The organism is Stappia sp. TSB10P1A (assembly GCF_900185725.1).
Lineage (GTDB): Bacteria > Pseudomonadota > Alphaproteobacteria > Rhizobiales > Stappiaceae > Stappia.
Genome location: NZ_FYAU01000035.1, coordinates 209,816 through 224,473, shown reverse-complemented (window position 1 = coordinate 224,473; position 14,658 = coordinate 209,816). Strand labels below are relative to the sequence as shown.

Below are 14,658 nucleotides of genomic sequence, written 5' to 3'. Positions count from 1 at the left end.
TGCCGGCGTCAACGCCTCATTGAGGCGCCCTTCTCCCCCTATTCCGCCGGCCCTATTCCGCCAGCACGTCCTCGCCGGCGCGCGCGCCCCGGACGACGAAGCCGTCGCTGTCGGCGGTTACCGCCCGCAGCCGCTCCTCCGCCTCGCTCGCCTCCTGCTGACGCGCCCACATGGAGGCATAGAGACCCTCCCTGGCCAGGAGATCCTGATGCCGTCCGCGCTCGACGATCCGCCCCTTTTCCAGCACCAGGATCTCATCGGCATTGACCACGGTCGACAGCCGATGCGCGATCACCAGGGTCGTGCGGTTGCGCGAGACCTGGTCGAGCGCGGCCTGGATTTCCCGTTCCGTGTGCGTATCGAGCGCAGAGGTCGCCTCGTCGAGGATCAGGATCGGCGGCGCCTTCAGGATCGTGCGGGCGATCGCCACGCGCTGCTTCTCGCCGCCCGAGAGCTTGAGCCCGCGTTCGCCCACCTCCGTGCGATAGCCGTCCGGCAATGCCTCGATGAAGCCCGCGATCTGCGCCATGCGGGCCGCCTCGCGTATGTCCGCCTCACTCGCCCCGGGCCGGCCGTAGCGGATATTGTAGGCGATCGTGTCGTTGAACAGCACCGTGTCCTGCGGAACCATGCCGGTTGCCCGGCGCAGGCTCTCCTGCGTCACGTCCCGCACGTCCTGTCCGTCGATGGTGATGCGCCCGCCACTGACGTCGTAGAAGCGGAACAGCAGCCGCGAGATGGTCGACTTGCCGGCCCCCGAGGGCCCGACGATGGCGACCGTCCGCCCGGCCGGAACCTCGAAGCTGATGCCCTTCAGGATCGGCCGGTTGGCATCGTAGTGGAAGGTCACATCCTCGAAGCGCACGGTGCCACCCGCGACAGCGAGCGGCGCTGCGCCCGGACGGTCGGTGATCTCCGCCGGCTGACCGAGCAGTTGAAACATCGATTCCAGGTCGGCAAGGCCCTGGCGGATCTCGCGATAGAGAAACCCGATGAAGTTGAGCGGGATCGACAGTTGCAGCAGCAGCGCGTTGATCATCACGAAGTCGCCCAGCGTCTGCGTGCCGGCCATCACCGCCCGCGCCGACATCACCATGCAGATCGCGGTGGCGACGCCGAGGATCACCGCCTGGCCGAAGTTGAGCCAGGCCAGCGAGGTCCAGGTCCGGGTCGCCGCCCGCTCGTAGCCGGCCATCGACCGGTCGAAGCGTTCCGCCTCCATCTGCTCGTTGCCGAAATACTTCACCGTCTCGAAATTCAGCAGGCTGTCGATCGCCTTGGAATTCGCCTCGGTGTCGTTGTCGTTCATCTCCCGGCGGATGGCGATGCGCCAGTTCGAGGTATGCACCGTGAACCAGGTGTAGGCGACGATCATCACCGCGACGACGGCGACGTAGATCCAGCCGAACTGGTACCAGATCACCGCCGCCATCACGCCGAATTCCATCACGGTGGGGATGCCGTTGAGGATGGTGAAGCGAACGATGTTCTCGATACCCTTGACGCCGCGCTCGATCACCCGCGACAGGCCGCCGGTGCGCCGGGCGAGATGAAAGCGCAGCGACAGCGCATGCAGGTGGCGGAAGGTCAGGAACGCGAGCTGCCGCACCGCGTGCTGGCCGACACGGGCGAACAGCGCGTCGCGAAGCTGGTTGAAGCCGACGAACAGCACCCGCGCGACATTGTAGGCGATCACCAGCATCACCGGCGCCACCAACCAGGCCGGCAGCACATCGAGGCCGAGCGTGCCGCCGGCTGCCGACGTATCGCCCTGCTGCAGGGTGAGCGCATCGGTCGCCCATTTGAAGAAATAGGGCGAGAGCACCGTGACGATCTTCGCCACCACCAGCGCCAGCACGGCCAGGGCGACCCGCGCCTTCAGGTCGGGACGGTCGGAGGGCCAGATATAGGGCCAGAGCTGGCCGAGGGTGCGGAAGGTGGAGACCTCGTCCGCCGATATGCGCGGGGCGGGGCCGGAAACGCCGGAGCGGCGGCTGGTCATTCCGTGTCCTTTCGACAGGCTCCCATGCGTGCGGCGCGGCCGCCCGCCTCTTCCGGCTCGCCGCAGCAGGCGGCGGCGAAGAGCCCGGCCACCGCGCCCTCCACCAGCGCACGGGCGCCGGCGGTCAGACGGTAGTGGCAGCAGCGGCCGTTTTCTTCCGCCTCGATCAGCTCCGCCTCGCGCAGGATGGCGAGATGCTGCGAGACGGTCGACTGCGCCAGCGGCAGGCCGCGCACGATGTCGCCGCAAAAGGCGCCGGAGCAGGCGGCGAGCGAGGAGACGATCTCCACCCGCACCGGATGCGCCAGGGCCTTGAAGATGCGGGCGAGACGCTCGCTCTCGACGGCGGCGGCGGGATAGCGTGCCGGCCCGTTGCGGAGCTTGGCGGCGGCGCGGCTTTGCATGGGATGCCCATTCATCGTTATTTACCGATGAATGGGTTCTAGCTCTCCCCGCCGCCCCCGGCAAGCGGCAACAGGGCTTTTGTCTACCCGCGCGAGCGCTCGTGCCGCAGGATGGTGTCGGTGGTGAAGATCGCCAGCGACACCCAGATCAGGGCGAAGGTCGCAAGCCTGACCGGCTCGACCTCCTCGCCATACACATAGATCGCCAGAACGAACTGGATGCTGGGGGCGATGTACTGCATCAGCCCGACGGCCGTCAGCGACAGCCGCCTTGCGCCGGCGGCAAACAGCGCCAGCGGCACCGCCGTCACCACGCCCGTGCCGATCAGCAGCAGGAACAGGCCCGGCCGGTCCACCGGCAGCACGTCGGCCATCGCCGCCCCGCCCCCGGCAATGCCCGCATAGACCAGATAGGCGAAGGCCAGTGGCGCCAGCACGATCGCCTCGACCATCAGCCCCGGCGAGGCGCCGACCGCCACCGTCTTGCGCAGATAGCCATAGGCGCCGAAGGAAAAGGCCAGCGCCATCGACACCCAGGGAAATCCGCCCAGCGCCACCGCCTGCACCGCCACCGCGACGACGGCAAGCGCGATGGCGATCGACTGCCAGCGGCTCAGCGTCTCCTTCAGCACGATCAGGCCGAGAGCGACCGAGACCAGCGGATTGGCGAAATAGCCGAAGCTCACTTCCAGGATGCGGCCGCGCTCCACCGCCCAGATGAACACCAGCCAGTTGATCGAGATCACCGAGGCGGACAAGGCCAGCTTCGACAGGGTCGCCGGGTCGCGCAGGATCGCCCCGACCTCGCCGAGCCGCCCGCGCAGCCCCAGGAAGATCGCCAGGAACAGCACCGACCACAGGATCCGGTGGGCGACCACCAGATCCGCCGGGATCGCCGCCGTCCACTTGTAATAGGCCGGCAGGAAGCCCCACAGCAGGAACGCAGAGAGGGCGAAGGCAAGCCCGAGGCGCCGCTCGGCATCGGCCGCCGCGGCTGTCGGTTGGGAGGTCATGATCGCGTGGTCCGCTGGGCTGCGAGGCTGCCCGTCAGAGCCCGGCCTTCAGCAGCGTGTAGGTGTGGGAATCGATAAGCGCCTGGAACGACGCATCGACGATATTGCCCGAAACGCCGATCGTGAACCAGCGTTTGTGCGTCTTCCTGTTGTGGCTCTCGATCAGCACGCGTGTCACCGCATCCGTGCCGCCATTGAGGATACGCACCTTGAAGTCGGTCAGTTCCATCTCATCGACGACCGACTGGTAGCGGCCGAGATCCTTGCGCAGGGCCGTGTCGAGCGCGTTGACCGGGCCGTTGCCCTCGCCCACCGACATGTGCACCTCGCCGTCGATGTCGATCTTCACCACCGCCTCGGAAACGGTGACGAGTTCGCCGATGGCATTGAAGCGCCGCTCCACCATCACCCGGAACGACAGCACGTCGAAATAGCGCGGCACCTCGCCGAGCCGCCGGCGCGCCAGCAGCTCGAACGAGGCATCCGCCGCTTCATAGGCATAGCCCTGCGCCTCGCGCTCCTTGACGTCGGCCAGCAGCGCATCGAGCCGCGGGTCGGCCTTGTCGACGGCGATGCCGAGCCGCGCGAGTTCGCCGATCAGGTTCGACTTGCCGGCCTGGTCGGAGACCAGCACCCGGCGCCGGTTGCCGACGCTTTCCGGCGGCACATGCTCATAGGTCTCCGGCTCCTTCAGGATCGCCGAGGCATGAATGCCGGCCTTGGTGGCAAAGGCACTCTCGCCGACGTAAGGGGCGTGCCGGTCGGGGGAGCGGTTGATGATCTCGTCGAAGGCGCGCGAAATCGCCGTGATCTCGGCCAGCGCCCCCTGGCTGACCCCGAGCTCGAACGTCTCCCGATAGGGCGCCTTCAGCATCAGGGTCGGCACCAGGGTGATCAGGTTGGCATTGCCGCAGCGCTCGCCGATGCCGTTGAGCGTTCCCTGGATCTGGCGCACGCCGGCCGCGACAGCCGCCAGCGAATTGGCGACCGCATGCCCCGTGTCGTCATGAGCGTGGATGCCCAGATGCGCGCCGGGCACATGCTTGGCAACCGCCGCGACGATCTCCATGACCTCCTGTGGCAGCGTTCCGCCATTGGTGTCGCACAGCACCACCCAGCGCGCGCCGGCCTCATAGGCGGTCTTCGCACAGGCCAGCGCATAGTCGGGATTGGCCTTGTAGCCGTCGAAGAAATGCTCGCAGTCGATCATCGCCTCGCGGCCGCTCGCGGCCACCGCCTGCACGCTCTCACGGATCGAGGCGAGATTCTCTTCGTTGCTGCAGCCCAGCGCCACGCGCACATGATAGTCCCAGCTCTTGGCAACGAGGCACACCGCCTCTGCCGCCGAGCCGAGCAGCATCTGCAGCCCCGGATCGTTGGCGGCCGAGCGCCCTGCCCGCTTGGTCATGCCGAAGGCGGTGAAGGTCGCACCCGCGGTGCGCTTGACCTCGAAGAAGGCCGTGTCGGTCGGATTGGCGCCCGGATAGCCGCCTTCCACATAGTCGACGCCCAGCCGGTCCAGCAGTTCGGCAATCACGATCTTCTCCTCCACCGAGAAGTCGATGCCGGCCGTCTGCGCTCCGTCGCGCAGCGTCGTGTCGAACAGGTAGAGGCGTTCGCGGGTCATGGTCTGGTCCTTGGGTCGCCGGCCTTTGCGGCCGGTCTTCGTGGATGGGGGCCGGCACCTGGCCGGTCAGGCTTTCCCGGGGTTGCGTGGCAGGTGAGAGGGAGCGTTCGACCAGGCGTCCTGCGGCCACTCGGCGGGCGGCCAGCTTTCGGTCTCATGGTCGGGATGCTGGTTGGAGCGGATCGAGGCGAGGAAGGAGGCCGCCTCCAGGTCGTCGAGCGTATCGCGCCGCGGCAGCGCCGAAACCGTATCGACGTAAGGCAGCTTCGCCTCGACGCCGAACTGGATCGTCGGGACGATCTCCTCCGGATGATCGAAGGCGCCGATGGCCAGCGCCAGCTTGTCGTCCGGCTCCTCATAGGTGAGCGGCGTCCCGCAGGACGGGCAGAAGCCGCGCGTCACATGGTTGGAGGAGCGGAAATGCGCCGGCTCCCCCCGCGTCCATGTCAGTTGCGGCCGCTCGATCGCGACCAGGGGCGCGTAGAAGCCGCCGAACGCCTTCTGGCACATTCGGCAATGGCAGACAGAGGCCGTGCCCAGCGCGCCCTCGACCCGAAAGCGGATCGCCCCGCACTGGCATCCGCCGGTATGAACCACAGCGTCATTCATCTGCTGTCTCCTCTTCGGCTCCGCCGGCATCTCCCCCTCAAGGGGGGAGACTGGCGCGTGGGTCCAGCATGAGACTTTTCGGCGAATCTTGAGCGAGATGCCACGATCATTGCGCCAGTTCCCAGGTCGTCACGCGCTTGCCGGTCGCCGGGTCCTTGCCGTCCTTCAGCAGGACGCCGGCATCGGCCAGCTCCGCGCGAATGCGGTCGGCCTCACCCCAGTCCTTCGCCTCGATAAAGGCGAGCCGCTCGGCGATGCGCGCGTCCACCTTCGCCACCAGGTCCGGATCAGCCGCCGCTTCCTGCGCCGCTTCCACCGCCGCACGGATTTCGGCAAGGTCGAAGCCGAGAAAACCGAGCGCATCGGCAAGCGCCTGAGCGGCGGCCGCATCCCCGCCGCGTGCCTCACGGGCAAGCCCATGCAGGGCGGCGATCGCGCGCGGCGTGTTGAGATCGTCGCACAGCGCCTCGATCAGCGCCTCCGGCGGCCGCGCCTCCGCTGCCGGCTGCACGCCGGCACGGGTGATCAGCTCGTCCCAACGCTGCAGCAGCCCTTCCGCCTCCTCCAGAGCTTTCTCGGTGAAGTCGAGCGGCTGGCGGTACTGGGTCATCAACAGCACCAGGCGGATCGCCATGCCCGGCCAGGTGCGCCCGCCCACCTTCTCCGTCTGCAGCAGGTCGTGCAGGGTGATGAAGTTGCCGAGCGATTTCGACATCTTCTCGCCTTCCACCTGCAGGAAGCCGTTATGCAGCCAGTAGCGCGCCATCAGCTTGGTGCCATGGGCGCAGCAGGACTGGGCGATCTCGTTCTCGTGATGCGGGAAGATCAGATCGAGCCCGCCGCCATGGATGTCGAAGACAGGGCCCAGGTGATGGGCGCTCATCACCGAGCACTCGATATGCCAGCCGGGGCGCCCGCGCCCCCACGGGCTTTCCCAGCCCGGCTCCTCGTCGGACGAGAGCTTCCACAACACGAAGTCGCCGGGGTTCTTCTTGTGGGCGTCGACCGCGATCCGCGCGCCCGCCTTCTGGTCCTCCAGATTGCGCTTGGAGAGTTCGCCATAGGCCGGCATCGAGCCGGTATCGAACAGCACCTCGCCTTCCGCCTCGTAGGCATGGCCCTTGGCGATCAGCGTGCCGATCATCTCGATCATCCCGCCGATATGGGCGGTGGCGCGCGGCTCGTGGCTGGGCGGAAGGCAGCCAAGCGCCTTCACGTCGGCATGGAACTGGTCGGCGGTCTTGCGCGTCACCCGCGCGATGGCCTCGTTCAGCGGCAGCTCGGGATAGTCGCGCAGCGCCCGCGCGTTGATCTTGTCGTCCACGTCGGTGATGTTGCGCACATAGGTGACATGGGCGTCTCCATAGAGATGCCGCAGCAGGCGGAACAGCACGTCGAACACCACGACGGGCCGGGCGTTGCCGATATGGGCGTAGTCGTAGACCGTCGGCCCGCACACATACATGCGCACGTTCCCGGCGTCCTCCGGCTCGAAGTCCTCCTTCGCCCGGGTCAGCGTGTTGGTCAGTTTCAATCGATGAGCGGACAGCATGATCGGTCGTCTCCTGGCCGGCTGGCCGGGGCGTCCGTCTCATCTCCCTTGTCGGAGAGCTTCGCGCATGAGGGGAACGGCCACAGCCAGCTTTGTCGCTAGCTGCAAATAATGAGAATCGAAATGATCTTCCGATGGGCCGTGTGCATGGCAAGTGTTCTGACCGGTTTGCCCTGCCCGGTCAAGCGGCAATAGACGTCTTCGCGCGCCCCGGCAGGGCTTTTTACTGGCGTTCGCCGCGTGTCCTGCATCACACTGGCGTTGAGGAGGCTGCGTCATATTAGGGCTGCGGCTCCGCCGTATGACGGGGGCCATATGTGGGAGAATGTGATGAGCCCGATCGCCAGTGAAACCCGGTTCCGGCCGGGTGTTTTTGCGCGCCTTGCCCTTGCCGGCACCGCGCTTGCCATGACCGCCCTGCTGACGAGCGCCGCGACCCCGGCGCGTGCCCAGTCGACCCTGCCGGTGGAAAGCACCTCGATCGTCGTTGGCGAGGCGCATTTGCCGACCGACCCGCTCGCCATGGCGATCGCCCGTGAGCTTTCGGTCAACACCACCGTGATGCTCGACGCGGCGATCAATGCCGGCAGCGAGGACGAGTTGGAACTCGGCATCCAGGGCTTTTACCAGGGCCGGGTGTTCCAGCCGCTCTGGGTCAGCGAGCAGGGGCTCAACCCGCATGGCGAGATGCTGCTCGCGGCCTTCGAGCGGGCGGGCGAGCATGCCCTCGATCCGCAGGACTACGCGCCCGACCGGCTGCGCGACCTCGCCGGTGCGGCGCGAGACACCGCCGCCCTCGCCGAACTGGAAGTGGCGATCTCCAACACCTTCGTGATCTATGCCAATCACCTGACCGCCGGCCGGGTCAAGCCCAACGAGGTCAACCGCTCGCTCAACCTCTTCCCCAAGGCCCCCGATCCGTCCGTCGTGCTGGAATATGTCGAAAGCTCCGAGGACTTCGCCACGGCGATCGACGGCCTCTCTCCCAATACGCCCAATTATGCCCGACTGAAGACCGCGCTCGCCGACTATCGGGCAAAGGAAGCCGCCGGCGGCTTCACCCCGGTCCCCGAGGGCGAGACCCTCAAGCCCGGCATGACCGACGCGCGACTCGACACTCTGCGCCAGCGCCTCGCGGAGCAGGACCTGTTTTCGCCCGGCAGCCATTCCGGCGCCGTCTATGACGGGGCGCTGGTCGAGGCGGTGAAACTGTTCCAGGAGCGCCACGGGCTGGAGGTCGACGGCATCATCGGCAAGGCGACGCTCGCCGAGATCAACGTGCCGATCTCGACGCGCATCGGGCAGATGGAGCTCAACATGGAGCGCCGGCGCTGGATGCCGGACGATCTCGGGCCCCGCTATGTCTTCGTCAACCTCGCCGACCAGAACCTCAAAGTGGTGGAGGACGACAAGACCGTCCACACCACCCGCGTGGTCGTCGGCAAGCCCTTTCATGCCACGCCGGTCTTCTCCGACGAGATGACCTATGCGGAGGTGAACCCCTACTGGACGGTGCCCTATTCCATCGCCACGACGGAATACCTGCCGATGCTGCAGCGCGACCCCGGTGCCTTGCAGGGCAAAAACATCCGCGTCTTCTCCGGCAACCGCGAGATCGATCCCTGGTCGGTCGCCTGGAGTTCCTACAGCCGCGCCAGCTTCCCCTTCACCCTGCGCCAGGATCCGGGCGAGGGAAACGCGCTCGGGCGCATCAAGTTCATGTTCCCGAACAAGTTCAACATCTACATCCACGACACGCCGTCGAAGTCGCTGTTCTCCCGCGCCCAGCGCTCGTTCAGCCATGGCTGCATCCGCGCCGAGGCCCCGTTCGACCTCGGCGAGGCGCTGCTTGGCCCCGACGGCTGGACCAAGGCCAAGCTGGAGACGGTGCGCGACAGCGGCGAACGGCGGGTGATCAAGCTGTCGAAGCCGCTGCCCGTCCACCTCACCTATCTGACCGCCTGGGTAAACAAGGACGGCTCGGTGCATTTCCGCAGCGATATCTATGAGCGCGACAAGGTGCTGGCCAAGGCGATTGCCCAGCTCCGTCCGGCCAATCTGTAGCGACGGCGTTCGCCCGCCACTCGCAGGACCGACCAAGGCAAACTCAACGGCGTCGCCCACCGGGCGGCGCCTTTACCAATCTGAACGGCGCATAAAGGCGCGCCTCAGCACGGGTTCAGTCGCCCCGCTGCATGATCGGCACAGTTCAAGGCCAGAGTATTCAAGGCCCAGCGTATCGGAGCCCGTGCCATGCAGACGACCTTCTCGACCCGTTCTTCCAGCGCCCGCAGCGCCCTCCTCCGCCAGATCGTCGCCGCCTCGCTGTTCGGCGCGCTGATGCTGGCGCCTGTCGCGGGCTTCGTTCTCGCCACCGACTTCACCGCGCGCGGCCACGACCGGATCGCCCTCAGCACCCAGGGCGCGAACACCTATCCCCTGTGCCGCGCTGGAGAAATCGGCTGCGTCACACATCAGTCGGGTCGAAGCCTGACTTTTAGCAATCGCTGATATCTTGCACTGAAGGAATTGTTCCCGTCTAATGTCGCGACTTCGAATTGCAGACGATAGGGATTCCCCTTAAGGGAATTCCAGTATCGTTGCGGCTCGAAGCCGGTGTGTCGCGCAGGTGCGGTATCGGGACCGCCCCTTGCCCCCATCGGCATTCGGGAAGGAAAGACATGATCGACGCGCTTCAGGAACGGGCTGAGGACGCGGCGAGTTTTCTCAAGATGCTCGCCTCCGCTCCCCGCCTCATGCTGTTGTGCCACATGGCCAATGGCGAAACCAATGTCGGCCAGCTTGCCGAACTTACCGGCATGCGCATGCCGACCGTCTCCCAGCAGCTAGCGCTGCTGCGGGCCCAGGGACTGGTGCGCACGCGCCGCGAGGGCACCACGATCTACTACACGCTGGACAGCGAGATTGCGCAGGACGTGCTGTCGCTGCTGGAGAAGCATTTCTGCCCGCCGGAGACGACCGCGCGGGCACGCAGGCGGCTGGAGACTGCGGGCGCCGGCTGACCGGCGCCGCAGACGACTTCTCGCCGGGCCCGCCCTTTCCCCCTACCTCGACAACCAGTCGGCGCAGCGCGGCGCCTCCGCCTCGCCCCAGGGCATGATCGGCACGGTCGAGGTCGAGTTCTTCGGGCTGCCCTCGATGATCTTGTCGGAATAGACGAGATAGACCAGCACGTTGCGCTTGGTGTCGCAGCCCCGCACGATCCGCATCTTCTTGAACAGGAACGAGCGGCGCTGGCGGAACATCTCCTCGCCCTGCTCGAATTTGGCCTTGAAGGTCACCGGCCCGACCTGGCGGCAGGCCAGCGAGATATCGGAGACTTCCTCCGCGACCCCGAGCCAGCCCGAGACGCCGCCCTTTTCCGGCACGGTGAAATGGCAGGCGACGCCGTCGACCAGCGGATCGTCCACCGCATAGGTCGCCAGCTTGTGGTCGGGCGTCAGGAACTTCCACACCGTCGACTTCTTGAAGATCAGATCCGGCTCGTCGGCGGAAACAGCCGGCTGCGCCAGCGCCGCCAGCGCGGTCACGGCAAGAACGGCGGCACCCAGGAAGGATTGCATCGTCTCGATCTCCAGATCTGTCCGACCGGCATATGGGAGCCGCCGCTCCCGGCCGCAAGCTCGCTCACCTCAGATCAGGAGCTTGCCCACGTGCACGACCGCCACCAGCGGCGACGGCGTCGAGAACAGCAGAAGAGCGGCAAGGCTGAGCAGGCCCAGCCCCAGAGAGGCCGCGGCCAGCCGCCTCTCCCCGGCGCGCGCCGCAAGACGCCAGCACGCGCCGTGGGTCAGCACGACAAGCAGCCCCAGCAGCGCTGTGATCAGCAGGCCGTCGCCATGCAGAAGGCCGGCGCGAAACGCCAGCATCGGCGCGAATGCGCCCGCCAGCGGCAACAGCAGCACATGATTGAGGACAAGCCAGACCAGCGCCGGGCTCTGCGGCTTGGGTGCCGCCGGCGCGCTGTCCGTCTGCCGTGCCGCCCTGCCCTTCCGTCCTGCCGCCTTCGCCATCCTGCCTGCCATCCTTTCGCGATTTCCTGCCGGGTCATCTGCCCGCGCATGCGTCTGACTGCCACGCCGCGTCGCCGGCCGCAAGCAGGACCGGCGCAACCCTGTGTCGCACCTTGCCGGCCCTTTCCCGATCGTTACAATCGCAATCACCTCCGCGGGGCGCATCGCAGCGGCCCGTCGCGCCTCCCCTGCAACCGCTGAAAGCGAGCCCTCGATGCGCAACGACGACAGGCCTCTCGAGCTGGAGGGCTTTCTGCCCTATCGGCTCAATGTGCTGGCCGAGACGGTCAGCCAGTCGCTGGCCGGCATCTATCGCCGGCGCTATGCGATCAGCGTCCCGGAATGGCGCGTCATGGCGACCCTCGGCCAGTTCGGTACGATGACGGCCAAGGAGATCGGCGAGCACAGCCGCATGCACAAGACCAAGGTGTCGCGCGCGGTCGCCAGCCTCGAGCAGCGCCGCCTGATCCTGCGCACCCCCAACACCCGCGACATGCGCGAGAGCATCCTGCAGCTTACCGATGCCGGTACCGATGCCTATCGCAAGCTGGTGCCGGAGGCGCGCCGTTTCTCCGACGCCTTGCTCGCGCCCCTCGATCCGTCCGACAGGGAGGTGTTCGACAAGGTGCTGGACCAGCTCGCCAGGCGCGCGCAGGACCTGAGCCTTCACCTGCAGCGCGACGACCCGCCCGCCGCCGGTTAGGCGTGAGTTTACTAAAAGTCGAGCATTTCCTTGTGCCGGGGCGGAGCCTGGCGCCATAGTCGAGCGCAGGAGACCCGGCCCCGGCCGGGCCAGTGTGTTTGCGTGGACGGATCCGGCCGATGGCTCTTGGACAAGGCAGAGGACAGACGCTGCTGCGCGGCCTTGCGGTCGCCGGCGCCCTCCTGGCCGCGCCCGGCCCGGCCCAGGCGACGACCTGCGCGGATCTTGGCGCCGAGTTGCGGCAGGTGACGGCCGGCGCGTCCCGCTCGCCCGAATATGCCAGATGGGACGAGGCCCATCGCGCCCAGTCGCAGGCCCTGTCGCTGGCCGAGCGCGACTTCCGCCACCTCGGGTGTTCGGGCGCGGCGGCGGCGCCCTCCTGCCAGGGGCTCGGCCCCAAGATCGAGAGCATGCGCGCCAATCTCGCCAAGATCGAGCGCCAGCGCGCCCGTCATGCCGGCGCGCGGACCAACGCCCGCGAGGCCGAATTGCGCCGTGCCATGGCCCGGCAGAACTGCGATGCCCCGCGCACGGCACAGGCCCCCGCCCCAACCGGCATCCGGGCGGCTCCGCCGTCCGGCGGCGGCTTCCTGTCGCTGTTCGGCATTGGTCGCGGCAATGAGGCCATCCCCCAGCAGGTGAGCGTGGACGCGGCCCGCAACGAGCCTCGCATGCGCTCCACCGTGCGCGTCGGCTCCAGCGACAGCAGCGCCACCATCGCTCGCCGGCCCTCCGGCCCGACCTATCGGACCATGTGCGTGCGCATGTGCGACGGCTTCTTCTTCCCCGTGAGCTTTGCGACCGGCGAGGAAGGGTTCGGCCGCGACGCCGCCGTGTGCCGCTCCATGTGTCCGGGCGCCGAGGCAGAGCTGTTCGTTCACCGCAATCCGGGCGAGAGCGTCGAGAACCTCGTCTCGGTCACCGGCATGCCCTATGGCGATCTGGAGAATGCCAACCGCTTCCGCACCGCCTATGTCGAAGGCTGCGGCTGCCAGCCGAGCGCCGACCGCCAGACCATGGCGAGCCTGATCCGCAGCGGCGACGACGAGGCCGCGTCCTACCTGCGCGACGTCACCGCCGGTGCGTCCCGCGACTTGCGCACCGGCCTTGCTCCCGACGGCCTTGGCGAGGACGCACAGGACGCCATCGAGGCCCTGCAGCTCCAGGATCCGGACACCCGCCTCAACATGGAACTTGGCTATTCGCCGGTGCGCCAGGGGCCATCGCTGCCCGTTCTCGGCATGCCCTCACGGCGGACACCGCCCGAGGCCGCCCGGGAGCCGGAGACGGCCACATCCGATGCGGCAGACCCGTCCGAGGCGCCGCAGGAGCGCACCGTCAGGATAGTCGGGCCGCGCTATTTCGTTGCCCAATAAGCGGTAGCAACGCCTTCATGTCCGGCCCGTGCTCCTCGCCCGTCAGCGCCTTGCGCAAGGGGAGGAACAGCCCCCGCCCCTTGCGGCCCGTCCGTTCCTTAAGCGCGCCGGTCCAGGCGCCCCACGTCGTCTCGTCGTAAGGCTCCTGCGGCAGCAGGTCCGCCGCCTCGACAAGAAACGCCCGATCCTCTTCGGCCACCGGCAGTGGCTGCGGCGCGGTCACCGCACGCCACCAGCGCGCGGCATCCGCCACCGTCTCGCAATTCTCCCGCACCGCCAGCCAGAAGGCTTCGCCTCCCGGAGGCGCATCAAGGATGCCCATCGCGGACAGCCGCGCGGCGACATCCGCATAGGACAGGGCATGCACCAGCTTCGCGTTGAGCGGCCGCAACTCCTGCGGATCGAACTTCGCCGACGAACGCGACACGTCGGCAAGGTCGAAGACCTCCGCCAGCCGCGCCAGGCTTTCCGCCGGCTCCACCGCATGACTGGTGCCGGTCAGAACCGCGAGCGAGGCGACCGCCATCGGCTCGACCCCCTCCTCGCGCAGCGAGCGCAGCGACAGCGCGCCCTTGCGCTTCGACAGGCCCTCGCCGGACACCGTCGTCAGCAGGTTGTGGTGCCCGAAGGCCGGCGGCGCTGCCCCCAGCGCCTCGAAAATGGCGATCTGCACACCGGTGTTGGCGACATGGTCCTCGCCGCGAATGACATGGGTCACCCCGGCGGCGATGTCGTCGACGATGGAGGGCAGCGTGTAGAGATAGCTGCCGTCCTCGCGCACCAGCACCGGATCGGACAGGGAGGCAAGGTCGATGTTCTGCGCCCCGCGGCACAGGTCGTCCCAACTGCGCTCCACCCGCCGTGTGACGAAGGGATCGCCGTCATGGTTCGGCAGCAGGAAGCGCCAGTGCGGCCGCCGCCCTTCGGACTCCAGCCGCGCCCGTTCCTCATCGCCGAGCTTCAGAGCGGCCCGGTCGTAGACCGGTGGGCGACCGAGCGCCCGCGCCCTGGCACGCCGCCGCTCCAGCTCGTCCGCCGTCTCAAAGCAGGGATAGAGCAGCCCGGCCGCCTTCAGCTTTTCGGCCGCCGCATCGTAGAGCGGCAGCCGGTCCGACTGGCGGAAGCTCTCATGCGGCGCGATGCCGAGCCAGCCGAGATCCTCCGCGATCGCGGCGGCGAATTCCTCGCTCGAGCGCTCCTTGTCGGTGTCGTCGTAGCGCAGGATGAAGCGCCCCTCGCGGCGCAGCGCGAAGAGCCAGTTGATCAGCGCCGGGCGGGCGTTGCCGATATGCAGGAAGCCCGTCGGTGACGGGGCGAAGCGAACGGTGACGGTCATGG

At 67.7% G+C, this 14,658-nt stretch carries 14 protein-coding genes; 5 read left to right on the top strand and 9 right to left on the bottom strand.

From position 1 onward, the window contains the following. Window positions 1–52: 52 nt before the first annotated feature. The 6 genes from TSB10P1A_RS18320 to cysS all read right to left on the bottom strand — a co-directional run bounded on the left by TSB10P1A_RS18320 (window position 53) and on the right by cysS (window position 7,207). Window positions 53–2,002 (bottom strand): ABC transporter ATP-binding protein/permease, encoded by a 1,950-nt coding sequence (locus tag TSB10P1A_RS18320; protein ID WP_186389378.1) that lies wholly within the window; start codon window positions 2,000–2,002, stop codon window positions 53–55. Next, window positions 1,999–2,406 carry a helix-turn-helix transcriptional regulator gene (locus tag TSB10P1A_RS18315; RefSeq protein ID WP_186389377.1) on the bottom strand — a complete coding sequence of 136 codons (408 nt, stop codon included), beginning with the start codon at window positions 2,404–2,406 and terminating at the stop codon, window positions 1,999–2,001. The genes TSB10P1A_RS18320 and TSB10P1A_RS18315 overlap by 4 nt, the downstream gene beginning before the upstream one ends. An 83-nt stretch (window positions 2,407–2,489) precedes the next feature. Then, entirely contained in the window at window positions 2,490–3,419 is a 930-nt protein-coding gene (gene rarD / locus TSB10P1A_RS18310) for an EamA family transporter RarD (protein WP_186389376.1), read from the bottom strand. A 34-nt stretch (window positions 3,420–3,453) separates the two neighbouring features. After that, window positions 3,454–5,046: a citramalate synthase gene (cimA, locus tag TSB10P1A_RS18305; protein WP_186389375.1), complete on the bottom strand. Its 1,593-nt coding sequence runs from the start codon at window positions 5,044–5,046 to the stop codon at window positions 3,454–3,456. Between the two features lie 66 nt (window positions 5,047–5,112). Further along, a complete protein-coding gene (locus TSB10P1A_RS18300; RefSeq protein ID WP_371515142.1) occupies window positions 5,113–5,655 on the bottom strand; it encodes a GFA family protein in 543 nt (180 codons plus the stop codon). A gap of 106 nt (window positions 5,656–5,761) precedes the next feature. Continuing rightward, entirely contained in the window at window positions 5,762–7,207 is a 1,446-nt protein-coding gene (gene cysS, locus TSB10P1A_RS18295) for a cysteine--tRNA ligase (protein ID WP_186389373.1), read from the bottom strand. 330 nt (window positions 7,208–7,537) lie between these two features. On the opposite strand from cysS, the gene TSB10P1A_RS18290 reads away from it, so the two are divergent. From TSB10P1A_RS18290 to TSB10P1A_RS18280, 3 genes are all read left to right on the top strand, one after another. Next, window positions 7,538–9,271: a murein L,D-transpeptidase gene (locus TSB10P1A_RS18290; protein ID WP_208985152.1), complete on the top strand. Its 1,734-nt coding sequence runs from the start codon at window positions 7,538–7,540 to the stop codon at window positions 9,269–9,271. Between the two features lie 189 nt (window positions 9,272–9,460). Continuing rightward, the gene (locus tag TSB10P1A_RS18285; protein WP_186389372.1) at window positions 9,461–9,718 is read left to right on the top strand and encodes a hypothetical protein; all 258 of its coding nucleotides are present in this window, start codon (window positions 9,461–9,463) and stop codon (window positions 9,716–9,718) included. Between the two features lie 170 nt (window positions 9,719–9,888). Further along, a complete protein-coding gene (locus tag TSB10P1A_RS18280; RefSeq protein WP_186389371.1) occupies window positions 9,889–10,230 on the top strand; it encodes a helix-turn-helix transcriptional regulator in 342 nt (113 codons plus the stop codon). A gap of 42 nt (window positions 10,231–10,272) precedes the next feature. Here the strand turns inward: TSB10P1A_RS18280 and TSB10P1A_RS18275 are convergent, their stop codons facing one another. Continuing rightward, window positions 10,273–10,791, bottom strand: a complete 519-nt coding sequence (locus tag TSB10P1A_RS18275) for a CreA family protein (protein WP_186389370.1) — start codon at window positions 10,789–10,791, stop codon at window positions 10,273–10,275. 69 nt (window positions 10,792–10,860) lie between these two features. Then, window positions 10,861–11,241, bottom strand: coding sequence for a hypothetical protein (locus tag TSB10P1A_RS18270; protein WP_186389369.1), 381 nt, complete (start codon window positions 11,239–11,241; stop codon window positions 10,861–10,863). Between the two features lie 214 nt (window positions 11,242–11,455). Between TSB10P1A_RS18270 and TSB10P1A_RS18265 the strand changes: the two genes are divergently transcribed. Then, complete coding sequence (locus TSB10P1A_RS18265; protein WP_186389368.1) at window positions 11,456–11,944, top strand: MarR family winged helix-turn-helix transcriptional regulator; 489 nt, start codon at window positions 11,456–11,458, stop codon at window positions 11,942–11,944. A gap of 119 nt (window positions 11,945–12,063) precedes the next feature. Further along, entirely contained in the window at window positions 12,064–13,320 is a 1,257-nt protein-coding gene (locus tag TSB10P1A_RS18260) for a DUF2865 domain-containing protein (protein ID WP_186389367.1), read from the top strand. On the opposite strand, the gene TSB10P1A_RS18255 is transcribed toward TSB10P1A_RS18260, so the two are convergent. Beyond that, on the bottom strand, window positions 13,283–14,656 hold the full coding sequence (locus TSB10P1A_RS18255) for a glutamate--tRNA ligase (RefSeq protein ID WP_186389366.1): 1,374 nt from the start codon (window positions 14,654–14,656) through the stop codon (window positions 13,283–13,285). The two genes, TSB10P1A_RS18260 and TSB10P1A_RS18255, sit on opposite strands and share 38 nt — an antisense overlap. Between the last annotated feature and the right edge of the window lie 2 nt (window positions 14,657–14,658).